Here is a 12,864-nt window from a genome sequence, read left to right on the forward strand (position 1 = left end):
GGGCTGTGTTGCAGCGCGGTGACGGAGCCCGATGCCGGCTACGTAAAAACGCGAATGGGGCTGGCGCGGTGCGGCGGGAAGGCGTAGCCACCCGCCCGCCATCTGGAACGTCTCAAAGCACGAGCGCCGCGCATGCCCCAGACTCACCAGGCCAGCCTCACACCGCGCTTTGTGCCGGCGGCCAAGCCCCTTCCGGAACAGATCGCCGAGGCGATCGAATGTCGGTCGACCCCGCTCAGCCATCTGTTGCGGCTGATGGCTGCCTTGAATGCGGAGGGCGGCAACGAGGCGCTCCGTCACCAGCTGCGCGCCCGGATCGGAGCCCCGCTCGACTCCTGATTCAGGACAAGCGGCGGCGCATCAGCGCCGCCGATGCCGGCGATGCTTGCGCGTCGGCGGCTGCGCGGTCGCCTGGGTCGTCCGTGCCATACAGGCGAAATAGATCTGTCGTCCGATATCCTCGAGTTCCAGCCCCTTCGGATTGGGGGCCGAGAACACCTTCGCGCGGGCCTCGACGCGGCAGGCAGCATCCTCCGGGCTGCGGATCGGCGGCTCGGCCCGGGCCGGCACATGGCCGAGCAAGACGGTGATCAGGGCAACCGACAGGAATGCGGACGCCCGCGTCCAGGCCTGGATACTCAACATACCGGAGCGTATTCCTCGTGGGACCGAGCCGCCGAGATAGAGCGGATTGCCCTGCCGTGAAGCTTCGTCAGACTGCTGGATTCGGCTGAAAGTCAGCCCCCGATTCATGGAAGCGCGCCGAAGGCGATCGGCGGTCAGCCTCTTACGGTACGACCCAGAGGCAGTGGCCGGCCCCCGCCACGGTCAGGCACTCGTAGGGTGCCCCGCCGATCAGCGCCCGCTGCTCCACGGTGCCGATATCGGCCTTCGGGATCTGCCGGCATCCGGCCTCCGGTACCGCGCGGTCAGGCCCGGTCGCGGCGTCGATCCGGCGCGTGGCGATCAGCGTGTCACAGGCGGTCACGGTGGTGCGATCCTGTGCCGAAGCATGACCTTCACTCACCAGAACGAACGGTAGCGCCGCCAACAGGATTCGAGACCGCATCGCTTCCTCGCCCATCCGCGTCGTCTTCACGAGAAGACAATCGAGCACACCGCGCATCGTGCAAGACGGCGGCTCTCAACCCCCGTCGGTCGTGGAGGGTTGCAGGGGGCCGCATACCCTGGGTCGCGCACGTTGCCCGTCTTGGCAAGATCCGCCGTCGGACGCGGCCATGGCAAGGGCGGTGGCCCTCCTGAGAAACCATACGCGGTGCCGCCGGGTCGATCTCGGATCGGACGTATGGATGGCGGCTGTAGAGCCCTTCGCTTGTCGAGGACCGGCCGAGGGCTCCCAACAACAACGCCGCCCGCCTGGGGGGCGGACGGCGTTCGAGCGCTCGATGGATGCGCGCCGGGGCCGGCGCGGCGCCTCAGCGCTTGGCTTTGGCCTTGCGGGCGGCGTAGCGGGCGTCGCGCTGCGCCTTCTTCAATGCGAGTTCGGCAGACTTGCGCTCCTGCGCGGCAGCGAGTTCGGCGGCTTCGCGGGCGAGGCGCGCAGCCAGTTCGGCCTCCTCGCGCAGTCGCTTCTCCTCGGCGGCCTTCCGCTCGGCGGCGATGCGGGCGGCCTCGCGCTCGCGGGCACGCTCCTCACGAGCCTGGGCGATCTCGGCCCGGGCCTTGGCCTTGGCGATCACCTCGGGATCGTCGGCCGGCGGCCGGGCCTTGAATTTGGCCAGCAGAGCGGCCTTGGCGTTCTGCGAATGCTGACGGCGGTCGTCGAAATTCCGGTAGTCGAATGCGCTCATTTGACCTTTCTCGGTTGGGTACGTCACGCGCGTTGCGGGGACGACCGGCGACGCCGGCCACGTACTGGAGAATACGGGTTTCAGGACCGTCCCCGGGCCCTGGAACCGCACCGATCCATCGGCAATGCCGATGGTCCGACCCGAGCGCTCGGGTCACGCAAAAGCGTTCGGGTCGGACCATGTCTGATAAAAACGGGAGAGCCCTTAGACCCAGCCTGCCCCAACACGCAATCGGTTCCGCGTGCTGAGGCGGCCGCCAAAGCGACTATCCACCGCGACTCGGGAAAAGTTTGACGCGACGATGCCGAAATACCTCAAACCGACGATGGGACGCGGCAATCTCGAAACGCGTTTGGCCGATCGCCGGGTGGGCCGAGCCGCAGGCTCGAAGGAATGCGCGAATCGTAGGTCGCGGCCTTCCGGACGGCAAGACCAGTCGCGTGGCATCGATGCCGCTTAATCCCGCGCCGGGATGCCGGCAGGCTATATCGATGAGGGATAGAGTGTTGATGCGCACGATCACGATCGCCGAGTTCACCGTGGACGCTTTCGCACCCTACGGTGATCTCCTGCTCACGCCGACGACACCGCCGCGCCAGGACCGGGCGGTGACGCTGCAGAACACGCGGCCGGCGGCGAGTGCCAACCTCGCTTTGATCCGAAGCGAGGTGATGGACGGCCTGATGCCCCTGCGCCGCCTGGAACGGCACCCGCATTCCAACCAGGCCTTCCTGCCGCTCTCGGTCGAGGCTTACGTGGTGGTGGTGGCGCCGGACCGCGACGGTCGGCCGGACGAACCCCGTATCCAGGCGTTCCGCGTCCCGGGCCATGCCGGTATCAACTACCGCGCGGGCGCCTGGCACGCGCACATGATGACCCTGCGCGCGCCCGGGACTTTCGCCATGCTCGTCCACGAGGACGGTTCGGAGTCCGACTGTGTTTTTGCTCCGATCGAGCCTCTCATCGTCGCACGTCCTGTTCATGCCTAGAATTTAGGCAATCCACGGCGGGGCCTCGGCTCATCCCAACTAGCCTCCAAATTTGCTCAACGAATGAGCAAGCCGGAACTCGTATCGCGCCGGGGCGAGAGGATGAGGCGGCACGATGCCTGCTACCCGGTAAGCAAGCCGGCCCTTCGGCATGCCGGCGCGAGGAACGCGATGCCTGAGACGCCCCCTCCCTTCGACCCGCATGCCTACGCGACCGTCACCGCGCCGCTTCTGGGCCTCGACCTCGATCCGACCTGGATGGCAGCGATCACCGCGAACCTGGGCGTTCTGGCGGCCGCAGCCGAACTGGTGGCGGGTTTCCCACTCCCTGACGCGGTCGAGGCGGCGCCGAGGTTCGAGGCATGAGCATCCCTCCTGTGTCCGATGCGACGACGATCGCAGCTGCCATCTCCCAGGGCCGGGCAAGTGGCCGAGAGGTCGTCGCGTCCGCCCTCGACCGGATCGCCCGAATCGATGGGCGGGTCGGCGCCTTCACGAATGTCCTGACCGAGCGCGCGCGCATGCGGGCCGAGACACTCGATGCCGCCATCGCCCGGGGCGAGGCCATCGGCCCCCTCGCCGGCGTTCCCTTCGCGGTCAAGAATCTGATCGACGTCGCCGGTCTGCCGACCCGGGCCGGCTCGAAAATCAATCGGGATTGCCCGCCTGCCGCACGCGACGGCACCGTGGTGCGGCGCCTGGAAGAGGCCGGTGCGATCCTGGTCGGCGCGCTCAACATGGGCGAGTACGCCTACGACTTCACCGGCGAGAACGTCCACGACGGCGACGCCCACAATCCCCACGCCCTCGACCACATGACCGGCGGCTCCTCCGGGGGCTCCGGCGCGGCGGTGGCGGCCGGGCTGGTGCCGCTGACGCTCGGCTCCGACACCAATGGCTCGATCCGGGTACCGGCCGCCTTCTGCGGCTGCTTCGGGATGAAGCCGACCTACGGACGGATCAGCCGGGCCGGAAGTTTTCCGTTCGTCGGCAGCCTCGACCATCTCGGGCCGATGGCGCGCAGCGTCGCCGACCTCGCCCTGGCCTACGACGCCCTGCAGGGCCCGGACCTAGAAGATGCCGTCCTCACCAGCCGGGTGCCCGAGCCCGCCAGTCCAAGCCTCGAATCCGGGATCGGCGGCCTGCGCATCGCGGTGGCGGGCGGCTATTTCGCGCGCGGCGGCGATCCGGAGGCGTTCGCGGCCTGCGCCCGCGTCGCCGAGGCGCTGGGGGCGAGCCGCGAAGTCGAACTTCCGGAAGCTCACCGCGCCCGGGCGGCAGCCTACCTGATCACCGCGGCCGAGGGCGCCACGCTCCATCTCGACCGGCTGCGAACCCGGCCGCGAGATTTCGACCCAGCGGTGCGGGATCGGTTGATCGCCGGGGCAATGATCCCGGCCCCCTTCGTCGAGCGGGCCCAGCGCTTCCGCCGCTGGTACCGGGACGCGGTGCTGACGGTGTTCGACAGCGTCGACGTGATCCTGGCCCCGGCGACGCCTTGCCGGGCGCCGAAGGGTGGCCAGACCCATTTCGTTCTCGACGGGGTGACGCTGCCGGTGCGGGCCAATATCGGCCTGTTCACGCAGCCGATCTCGTTCATCGGCCTGCCGGTCGTGGCCGTTCCGGTCCGACTCGATGCCGGGTTGCCGCTCGGCGTTCAGGTGATCGCCGCGCCCTGGCGCGAGGATCTGGCCCTGCGGGTCGCCCGCCAGCTCGAGCGGGACGGGATCTGCACGGCCCCCGTGGCGGAGATCGCCTGATGGTTATCGACGATCCCGCCGTGAAGGCCGAGGTCGAGGCCGCGTTCCGGGCCTACGAGGTCGCGCTCACCACCAATGACGTCCCCACCCTGGAGGCCCTGTTCCGGGACGACCCCCGGACCATCCGGTACGGCATCGGCGAGAACCTCTACGGCATGGACGCGATCCGGGCCTTCCGGCGCGCCCGCTCGACGGTGCGCCTGGAGCGGGTGCTCGCCCGGACGGTGATCACCACGTACGGGCGTGACTTCGCCACCGCCATGACCCTGTTCACCCGGGACAACGCCCCCGGCAGGACCGGTCGCCAGAGCCAGACCTGGGTGCGCTTTCCGGAGGGGTGGCGGGTGGTCGCCGCCCATGTGAGCGTCATCGCGACGGTCTAGCGATGGCCGGCCCGTGCATGGACCGGTGCCGGTTGGCCGCGAGCTTGCATACGGTCGAGCGTATTCCGGGCCCGCCCTCCCGGACCAACGCGAGTACCCGATCCGACATGCTGTCTCGTTTGAAAATCTTTGGTGCCCGTGCGGCGCTGGCCGGCGCCCTCACGCTTACCGCAAGCACCGCCGTCCTCGCGCAGGGGACACTGCGGATCGGCATGACCGCGTCCGACATCCCGCTGACCACCGGCCAGACCGACAATGGCGGCGAGGGCATGCGGTTTCTCGGCTATACGGTCTATGACGGCCTGATCAATTGGGATCTGTCGAGCGCCGAGCTGGCCTCCGACCTTGTGCCCGGCCTCGCCACCAGCTGGGCGGTCGATGCCACGGACAAGACCAAGTGGACCTTCAAGCTGCGGCCGGGGGTGAAATTCCACGACGGCTCCGATTTCACCGCAGATGCCGTAGTGTGGAACCTCGACAAGCTGTTGAAGTCCGATGCGCCGCAATACGATCCGCGCCAGTCGGCGCAAGGAAAGACCCGCATCCCGGCGGTCGCCTCCTACAAGGTGATCGACCCGCTGACGGTCGAGATCGTCACCAAGGCCCCCGACGCGACGCTGCCCTACCAGATCGCCTGGATCATGATGTCCTCCCCGGCGCAGTGGGAGAAGGTCGGCAAGTCCTGGGACGCCTTCGCCAAGCAGCCCTCCGGCACCGGCCCGTGGAAGCTGACCTTGTTCGCACCGCGCGAGCGCGCCGAGATGGTGCCGTTCAAGGAGTACTGGGACAAGGACCGGGTGCCCAAGCTCGACAAGCTCGTCCTGGTGCCGCTGCCCGAGGCCAATGCCCGGGTCGCCGCGCTCCGCTCCGGCCAGGTCGACTGGATCGAGGCTCCCGCGCCCGACGCCGTGGCCTCGCTGAAGGGCGCCGGCTTCACCATCGTGACCAACGCCTACCCGCATAACTGGACCTGGCATTTGTCCCGGGTCGAGGGCTCGCCGTGGAACGACATCCGGGTCCGCAAGGCCGCCAATCTCGCCATCGACCGCGACGGCCTGAAGGAGTTGCTCGGCGGTCTGGCCATCCCCGCAAAGGGCTTCATGCCGCCGGGCCATCAATGGTTTGGTCACCCGACCTTCGATGTGAAATACGACCCGGACGCCGCCAAGAAGCTGCTGGCCGAGGCAGGCTATAGCCCGGCCAAGCCCCTGAAGCTGAAGGTGGCGATCTCGGCCTCGGGCTCGGGCCAGATGCAGCCGCTGCCGATGAACGAGTTCGTGCAGCAGAACCTCGCCGACGTGGGCATCCAGGTCGATTACGAGGTGGTCGAGTGGAACACGCTGATCAACATCTGGCGGGCCGGCGCCAAGGCCGACATCTCGCGCGGCGTCTCGGCGATCAACTACTCGTACTTCATCCAGGACCCGTTCACCGGTTTCATCCGCCACCTCCAGAGCAACTTCGCCCCGCCGAACGGCACCAACTGGGGCTATTACAGCGACCCGGCGATGGACAAGCTGTTCGACCAGGTTCGGACGACGTTCGACAAGGCCGAGCAGACGCAGGTCCTAGAGAAGGTCCACGAGAAGTACGTGGACGATGCGCTGTTCATCATGATCACGCACGACGTGAACCCGCGCGCGATGAGCCCGAAGGTGAAGGGCTTCGTCCAGGCCCAGAACTGGTTCCAGGATTTTTCGAAGATCACCATCGCGCCGTCGGGGCGGTAGCACCACCGACTCCCTCCCCCCTCTGCGGGGGGAGGGTACCTCCGAAGCAGGGGGGAGAGGGGCAGCGCGACGATGCGGGTATCGTCGCCCGGCACGCCTTCTCCGGACGCGTCGCTCCCCTCTCCCGACCCCTGCTGACGCAGGGGCCACCCTCCCCCGCAGAGGGGGGAGGGGGATTCTTTAGGCCACGGCAAGGCACCCGATGCTGATCTACATCCTCAAACGCCTGGTCTACGTGACGCCCGTGGCGTTCGGCGTCAGTCTGGTCTGCTTCCTGCTGGTTCATCTCGCGCCGGGTGATGCCCTGAGCGCGGTGCTGCCGGCGGACGCGACGCAGGAGACCATCAACGAGATGAAGGCCGCCTACGGCTTCGATAAGCCGTTGCCGGTCCAGTACCTGATCTGGCTGTGGCACGTGCTGCACGGCGATCTCGGCACCTCCATCGCCACCGGCCGGCCGGTGCTGGGCGAGGTCACCCGCGCCGACATCAACTCGCTGATCCTGGCCTCGGTGGCGACCGTGATCGGCTTCACCTTCGGGACGCTGTTCGGCTTCGTCGCCGGCTACCACCGCAACTCCGTGGCCGACCGGGCTGCGTCCGCGCTCTCGGTCTTCGGCGTGAGCGTGCCGCATTACTGGCTCGGCATGGTGCTGGTGATCGTGTTCTCGGCGACGCTGGGCTGGCTGCCACCCACCGGCGCCGGGCCCGACGGCTCGGGCAATTGGCGGCCTGATTTCGACCATCTGCGCTACCTGATCCTGCCGGCGGTGACGATGTCGGTGATCCCCACCGGCATCATCGCCCGCACGGTGCGCGCCCTGGTGGCCGACATCCTGGCCCAGGACTTCGTGGAAGCCCTGCGCGCCAAGGGCATGGATGAGTTCGGCGTGTTCAAGCACGTCGTGCGCAACGCCGCCCCGACCGCGCTCGCGATCATGGGCCTGCAGCTCGGCTACCTGCTCGGCGGCTCGATCCTGGTGGAGACCGTGTTCGCCTGGCCGGGCACCGGCTTCCTCCTCAACGCCGCGATCTTCCAGCGCGACCTGCCCCTGCTCCAGGGCTCGATCCTGGTCCTGGCGATGTTCTTCGTCGTTCTGAACCTGCTGGTGGACGTGATGCAGACCGCCCTCGACCCGCGCATCGAACGCGCCTGACCCGGAGGCCGATGATGACCGCACCGATCACCGCAGCCTCGATGGCCCTCGACGGCGGCGTGCTCTCCGCCGGAGACACCGCCCCGGAGGCCGCCTTCGTCCCGTCCCGCGGCTTCTGGGGGCATGTCGGCCACCGCTTGGTGCGCGATCCCGTCGCCATGGGCGCAGGGGCCCTGATCCTTCTCGTCGTCCTGATCGCGATCCTGGCGCCCTGGATCACCCCGATGGACCCGTACAAGGGGTCGATGCTGCGCCGCCTCAAGCATGTCGGCGACGCCACCTACTGGCTCGGCTCGGACGAGCTCGGGCGCGACATGATCAGCCGGCTGATGCTGGGGGCGCGGCTGTCGCTGTTCATCGGGGTCACCCCGGTGCTGATCGCCTTCGTGATCGGCTCCGCCATCGGCATCCTGGCCGGCTATGTCGGCGGCTGGCTCAACACGATCCTGATGCGCACCATCGACGTGTTCTTCGCGTTCCCGTCGGTCCTGCTGGCGATCGCCCTGTCGGGCGCGCTCGGCGCCGGCATCTTCAACTCGATCGTGTCGCTGACCTGCGTGTTCGTACCCCAGATCGCCCGGGTCGCAGAGAGCGTCACGACCGGCATCCGCAAGCGCGACTACATCGACGCCGCCAAGCTGTCCGGCGCCTCGCCGCTGACGATCATGCGGGTGCAGGTGCTCGGCAATGTCGTCGGGCCGATCTTCGTCTACGCCACCAGCCTGATCTCGGTCTCGATGATCCTCGCTTCGGGCCTGTCCTTCCTGGGTCTGGGCGTTCGCCCGCCGGAGCCGGAATGGGGCCTGATGCTCAACACCCTCCGCACCGCGATCTACGCCAACCCGGTGGTCGCGGCCTTGCCGGGCGTGTGCATCTTCATCGTCTCGATCGCCTTCAACCTGTTCTCGGACGGCCTGCGCGCCGCGATGGAGATTCGCCAGTGAGCGTCATCCCGAGCGCCCCGGATCCGTTCGCCCGCGACCGCGGCGGACCGGCCCAGCCGCTCCTGTCGGTATCAGGGCTCTACAAGCATTTCCCGGTCCGCAAGGCCGGGGGGAAGAAGCAGGTGGTGCGGGCCGTCGACGGCGTCGATTTCGACGTGCTGAAGGGCGAGACCCTGGGCATCGTCGGCGAATCCGGCTGCGGCAAGTCCACCACCGCAAAGCTGCTCATGGGCCTGATCGAGCGCGATTCCGGCTCCCTGCTGTACGATGGGCAAGCCGTGGGTGAGCGGGTGATGCCGTGGCGGTCCTACCGCCGGCAGGTCCAGATGGTGTTCCAGGACAGCTACGCGTCCCTCAACCCGCGCATGACGGTCGAGCAGTCGATCGCCTTCGGCCCGAAGGTCAACGGCGTGTCCGGCCGGGAGGCGGTGGAGCGCGCCCGCGCCCTGCTCGCCCGGGTCGGACTGGAGCCCAAGCGCTTCGCCGGCCGGTATCCGCACGAGATCTCCGGCGGCCAGCGCCAGCGGGTCAACATCGCCCGCTCGCTCGCCCTGGAACCGCGGCTGGTGCTGCTGGACGAGGCGGTCTCGGCGCTGGACAAATCGGTGGAGGCGCAGGTGCTGAACCTGCTCCTCGACCTCAAGGCCGAGTTCGGCCTGACCTACATCTTCATCAGCCACGACCTGAACGTCGTCCGGTTCATCTCCGACCGGGTGATGGTTATGTATCTCGGGCGGGTCTCCGAGATCGGCCCGTCCGACACGGTGCTCGACGCGCCGGCCCATCCCTATACCGAGGCGTTGCTGGCCTCGATGCCATCCCTTGATCCCGACAACCGCACCCAGGCCGCGTTGCTGCAGGGCGACCCGCCGAACCCGATCGACCCGCCCTCCGGCTGCCGGTTCCATCCCCGCTGCACCCTTGCCGAACCGATCTGCAGCGAGAAGGAGCCGCCCCTCGACACGGTCGGGCCGCTGCACCGGGTCTCATGCCTCGCTCGCCAGCCGGGCTCCGGCCATTCCGCCGCCCCGGCCCGGGCGCTCGCGGCATGAGCGCCCCGATGTCGAACCCGGAACCCGCCGTCACCCTCGGAAACCTGCGCGTCGCCTTCGGCAAGGTGCAGGTCGTCGACGGCGTCGACCTCACCGTGGAGCGCGGGCAGGCGATGGCGCTCATCGGCGAGTCCGGCTCTGGCAAGAGCGTGACCCTGCGGGCGATCCTGCGGCTGTTCCACGAGGGGCGCAGCCGGATCGAGGGCACGATCCTGGCGGCCGGCCGGGACGTCCAGGCGCTGAGCAAGCGCCAGCTCGCCGATTTCCGCGGCGGCGACGTCTCGATGATCTTCCAGGAGCCGCTGCTGGCCTTCGACCCGGTCTACACGGTCGGCCAGCAGATCACCGAGGCGATCCACCGTCACGAGAAGATCTCGAAGGACGATGCCCGAAAGCGCGCGCTCGCCCTGTTCGAGCGGGTGCGGATCCCGAGCCCGGAGCGGCGGCTCGACAACTACCCGCACGAGATGTCGGGCGGCATGCGCCAGCGCGCGATGATCGCGCTCGCGCTCGCCTGCCGGCCGCAGGTGCTGCTGGCCGACGAGCCGACCACCGCCCTTGATGCGACCGTTCAGATTCAGGTTTTGCTGCTGCTGCGCGAGTTGCAGCGCGACCTCGGCCTGTCGATCATCATCGTGACTCACGATCTCGGCGCGGCGGTCGAGGTCGCCGACCGGATCGCCGTGATGTACGCGGGCAAGATCGTCGAGACCGGCACCGCGCATCAGGTCGTGCTCGACCCGCACCACCCCTACACGATCGGCCTGCTGCGCAGCCGGGCGGAAGGGGCCTTGGCGAAGGGCTCGCGGCTCCAGACCATCCCGGGCAGCCCGCCCGATCTCGCCAACCGGCCGCCCGGCTGCCCGTTCGCGCCGCGCTGCTTCCTGGCCGAGGAGCAGTGCCGCCGGGAGATGCCGCCGGTGGCCGAGATCGCCCCCGGCCACAAGGTCGCCTGCTGGCGGACCGACGAGGCCGCGGCCGCCTACCGGGCCGGACCGACCCCGGTGCGCGCGGCGGAGCTGGTTCCGGCCTGACCGGTATCGGGGATCGACGCATCCGCGCGAAGCCTTTATCCGGCTTCGCGCGGCTTTCAGGCGGACCACCGTGCGACCGGCCGCCCGAGCACCGCAATGAGCCAAACCTCCGCTGAGATCGTCCTGGTTCCCCGCGGGGAGGACGGCCATTTCCTGCCGGCGGCGCTGGGCTGGATGGGAAAGCCGGTCACCGTCACGGCCCATCCGGGAGCAGCCAACCACATCCTCTGCCTGCCGGTTCTCGACTTCGTCCGGCTCGGCTTTCCGGAGGCGAACGGACGGCTCGACCTGCTGGAGCCCGGGGACGTCGAGAACCTGCGCTCCGGGCGGGCGGCCCTGCTCCTCGACCTGTCGAACGAGGGGCCCGGCCTCCATGCCCCGACTTTCGAGGCGCTCCACCGCAACCTCGAAGGCCTGGGGATCCCGCGGGACCGGGTCACCCTGGTCACCCAGAACCGGCTGCTGCGGCTGGATTACGAGCGGCTCTACGGTGAGGGCCTGCGATTCTGGATCTTCGAGTTCTTCCCGCTCCAGGTCGCCCTCTGGCTCGACGAGGAAGCCGGCCCGCGGCTCTTTCCCGAACACTTCCTCGACCGGACGGGCTACGCGCCGCTCGCTCAAGACACAGGCCCGGCCCGATTCCTCTGCCAGAACGCGGCCCTGCGTTGGCACCGGGTGCTGCTCTACCGCTGGTTCCAGCTCAACGGCCTGGACCGCGACGGCCTGATCTCGTTCCACGGCATCGGCGCGGACAACCCGAAGGCGGGCGGCATCGACGTGTTCCACGCGCCGCCGGAGATCGAGACCGCCTTCGGGCCGCTGCTGGCGGATGTCGGCACCTGGATCCCAAGGCAGGCGCGGCGCATCGATACACCGGCGCCGGGCGGCGACATGGTCCTGACGGTCGATACCCAGGCCTATGCGGCGTCCGACCTGACCATCATTTCCGAGACTGACTTTTTCGAACTGGGCGTCGAGCGCATCACGGAAAAGTCGCTCAAGGCCGCGGCCATGGGGCTACCCTTCGTGACGATAGGCGCCCCCCGCGCCGTGGCGCTCCTGTCGGAACTGGGCTTCCACACCTTCGGCGGCCAGATCGACCATCAGTACGACCGGATCGCCGACCCGATCGCGCGCTTGCCGCTCGTGTTCCGGTCGATCGAGGCGGCCTGGGCCGATTGCAAGCGCGATCGCGCTGCCCGGCGTCGCCGGGCGCAGGCGCAGGCCGAGGCGAATGTGGCGCATGCCCGCCATGGGTTGCTCAAGCAACTCGACCGGGTGATGGTCGCGCCGCTGGTGGAGCGCCTGGCCCGATTCATGGAAACGGGCGCGCTCGTGCCCTGAGCCACGTTCCGCCGTGCCGCCTGTCATGCCCCGCGCGCCCTTCCGCTGCACCGCCTGCAACGGTGGCCACTATGTGCCAGTGCGGTTCTGCCCGTTCTGCGGCAGCGAGCAGGCGCGGCTGAAAGTCGAACCGCCGGCCCCGCCTCCACCAGCGCTGCCGACACCGCCTCCTCCTCCTCCGCCTCATCCACCGGTCGACATACCCTCGGAGCCTACGCCGCCAGCGGAAGCCGCACCCAAGGAGACGCCGCCGCTGCCGCCGGCCGAGCCGGATCCGGCGCCCCCGAGGCCGATCTGGACGAAGCGCCCGCCCGCCCGGCGGCGCGGACGGCTGGTCCGCCTCCGTCAGGCCGCTCTCGCGCTTGTGGCCATAATCGGCCTTGCGGCTCTCGCGCTGACGCGTCGCGACGTCGTGCCGGCTCCGACGCGGATCGCGGTCGGGCCGGAATGGACCGCGGTGGCACTGAGATCCTTCCGCACCGTCTCGCTTCTGCGGCTCACCGCAGACGGCGCGTTCAGCCTGCGCCTCGACGGTGAGCGGGTGCAGCGGGTCAGCCCGTCGAGCGGCGCGACCGTGCGCCCCAAGACCCTCAAGAGCCTGGAACTGCGTGCCGGACGCGGGCCTATCACCGTCACGCTGACGCCCCGGGGGGAATGACAG

General features: G+C 68.9%; 15 protein-coding genes. 12 read left to right on the forward strand and 3 right to left on the reverse strand.

The genetic code is table 11. The features are described 5' to 3' along the window. The first annotated feature begins 132 nt into the window (after positions 1 to 132). Positions 133 to 339, forward strand: coding sequence for a hypothetical protein (locus tag AO398_RS03065; protein ID WP_058190504.1), 207 nt, complete (start codon positions 133 to 135; stop codon positions 337 to 339). A 21-nt stretch (positions 340 to 360) separates the two neighbouring features. Here the strand turns inward: AO398_RS03065 and AO398_RS03070 are convergent, their stop codons facing one another. From AO398_RS03070 to AO398_RS03080, 3 genes are all read right to left on the reverse strand, one after another. Beyond that, on the reverse strand, positions 361 to 645 hold the full coding sequence (locus AO398_RS03070) for a hypothetical protein (protein WP_058190505.1): 285 nt from the start codon (positions 643 to 645) through the stop codon (positions 361 to 363). A gap of 142 nt (positions 646 to 787) precedes the next feature. Further along, entirely contained in the window at positions 788 to 1,117 is a 330-nt protein-coding gene (locus tag AO398_RS03075) for a hypothetical protein (protein WP_244498642.1), read from the reverse strand. A 319-nt stretch (positions 1,118 to 1,436) separates the two neighbouring features. Further along, positions 1,437 to 1,811, reverse strand: coding sequence for a DUF6481 family protein (locus AO398_RS03080; protein WP_058190506.1), 375 nt, complete (start codon positions 1,809 to 1,811; stop codon positions 1,437 to 1,439). Positions 1,812 to 2,320: 509 nt separating this feature from the next. Here AO398_RS03080 and AO398_RS03085 point away from each other — a divergent pair. The 11 genes from AO398_RS03085 (at position 2,321) to AO398_RS03135 (ending at position 12,861) form a co-directional block, all read left to right on the forward strand. Next, complete coding sequence (locus AO398_RS03085; RefSeq protein ID WP_058190507.1) at positions 2,321 to 2,800, forward strand: ureidoglycolate lyase; 480 nt, start codon at positions 2,321 to 2,323, stop codon at positions 2,798 to 2,800. A 171-nt stretch (positions 2,801 to 2,971) separates the two neighbouring features. Beyond that, complete coding sequence (locus AO398_RS03090) at positions 2,972 to 3,166, forward strand: DUF4089 domain-containing protein (protein WP_058190508.1); 195 nt, start codon at positions 2,972 to 2,974, stop codon at positions 3,164 to 3,166. Then, positions 3,163 to 4,560: an AtzE family amidohydrolase gene (locus tag AO398_RS03095; protein ID WP_058190509.1), complete on the forward strand. Its 1,398-nt coding sequence runs from the start codon at positions 3,163 to 3,165 to the stop codon at positions 4,558 to 4,560. Before AO398_RS03090 ends, AO398_RS03095 begins: the two co-directional genes overlap by 4 nt. Then, on the forward strand, positions 4,560 to 4,943 hold the full coding sequence (gene hpxZ, locus AO398_RS03100) for an oxalurate catabolism protein HpxZ (RefSeq protein WP_058190510.1): 384 nt from the start codon (positions 4,560 to 4,562) through the stop codon (positions 4,941 to 4,943). The genes AO398_RS03095 and hpxZ overlap by 1 nt, the downstream gene beginning before the upstream one ends. Positions 4,944 to 5,050: 107 nt before the next feature. Continuing rightward, the gene (locus AO398_RS03105) at positions 5,051 to 6,673 is read left to right on the forward strand and encodes an ABC transporter substrate-binding protein (protein ID WP_058190511.1); all 1,623 of its coding nucleotides are present in this window, start codon (positions 5,051 to 5,053) and stop codon (positions 6,671 to 6,673) included. A 202-nt stretch (positions 6,674 to 6,875) separates the two neighbouring features. Next, positions 6,876 to 7,829 (forward strand): ABC transporter permease, encoded by a 954-nt coding sequence (locus AO398_RS03110; RefSeq protein WP_058190512.1) that lies wholly within the window; start codon positions 6,876 to 6,878, stop codon positions 7,827 to 7,829. Positions 7,830 to 7,843: 14 nt separating this feature from the next. Next, entirely contained in the window at positions 7,844 to 8,773 is a 930-nt protein-coding gene (locus AO398_RS03115) for an ABC transporter permease (RefSeq protein WP_058190616.1), read from the forward strand. Further along, positions 8,770 to 9,825 carry an ABC transporter ATP-binding protein gene (locus AO398_RS03120; RefSeq protein ID WP_058190513.1) on the forward strand — a complete coding sequence of 352 codons (1,056 nt, stop codon included), beginning with the start codon at positions 8,770 to 8,772 and terminating at the stop codon, positions 9,823 to 9,825. The genes AO398_RS03115 and AO398_RS03120 overlap by 4 nt, the downstream gene beginning before the upstream one ends. 8 nt (positions 9,826 to 9,833) lie before the next feature. Beyond that, the gene (locus tag AO398_RS03125) at positions 9,834 to 10,859 is read left to right on the forward strand and encodes an ABC transporter ATP-binding protein (RefSeq protein WP_201025702.1); all 1,026 of its coding nucleotides are present in this window, start codon (positions 9,834 to 9,836) and stop codon (positions 10,857 to 10,859) included. A gap of 96 nt (positions 10,860 to 10,955) precedes the next feature. Continuing rightward, complete coding sequence (locus AO398_RS03130) at positions 10,956 to 12,203, forward strand: hypothetical protein (RefSeq protein ID WP_058190514.1); 1,248 nt, start codon at positions 10,956 to 10,958, stop codon at positions 12,201 to 12,203. 457 nt (positions 12,204 to 12,660) lie between these two features. Next, a complete protein-coding gene (locus AO398_RS03135; RefSeq protein WP_152997379.1) occupies positions 12,661 to 12,861 on the forward strand; it encodes a hypothetical protein in 201 nt (66 codons plus the stop codon). Positions 12,862 to 12,864: the final 3 nt, after the last annotated feature.

Origin of the sequence: Methylobacterium sp. GXS13 (assembly GCF_001455965.1) — a bacterium.
Taxonomy (GTDB): Bacteria; Pseudomonadota; Alphaproteobacteria; order Rhizobiales; family Beijerinckiaceae; genus Methylobacterium.

Coding starts and splice junctions, on each gene's coding strand:
- AO398_RS03080 (WP_058190506.1), bottom strand. CDS start 1,811: ATGAGCGCATTCGACTACCGGAATTTCGACGACCGCCGTCAGCATTCG.
- AO398_RS03070 (WP_058190505.1), bottom strand. CDS start 645: ATGTTGAGTATCCAGGCCTGGACGCGGGCGTCCGCATTCCTGTCGGTT.
- AO398_RS03115 (WP_058190616.1), top strand. CDS start 7,844: ATGACCGCACCGATCACCGCAGCCTCGATGGCCCTCGACGGCGGCGTG.
- AO398_RS03110 (WP_058190512.1), top strand. CDS start 6,876: ATGCTGATCTACATCCTCAAACGCCTGGTCTACGTGACGCCCGTGGCG.
- AO398_RS03130 (WP_058190514.1), top strand. CDS start 10,956: ATGAGCCAAACCTCCGCTGAGATCGTCCTGGTTCCCCGCGGGGAGGAC.
- hpxZ (WP_058190510.1), top strand. CDS start 4,560: ATGGTTATCGACGATCCCGCCGTGAAGGCCGAGGTCGAGGCCGCGTTC.
- AO398_RS03090 (WP_058190508.1), top strand. CDS start 2,972: ATGCCTGAGACGCCCCCTCCCTTCGACCCGCATGCCTACGCGACCGTC.
- AO398_RS03125 (WP_201025702.1), top strand. CDS start 9,834: ATGTCGAACCCGGAACCCGCCGTCACCCTCGGAAACCTGCGCGTCGCC.
- AO398_RS03085 (WP_058190507.1), top strand. CDS start 2,321: ATGCGCACGATCACGATCGCCGAGTTCACCGTGGACGCTTTCGCACCC.
- AO398_RS03065 (WP_058190504.1), top strand. CDS start 133: ATGCCCCAGACTCACCAGGCCAGCCTCACACCGCGCTTTGTGCCGGCG.
- AO398_RS03105 (WP_058190511.1), top strand. CDS start 5,051: ATGCTGTCTCGTTTGAAAATCTTTGGTGCCCGTGCGGCGCTGGCCGGC.
- AO398_RS03095 (WP_058190509.1), top strand. CDS start 3,163: ATGAGCATCCCTCCTGTGTCCGATGCGACGACGATCGCAGCTGCCATC.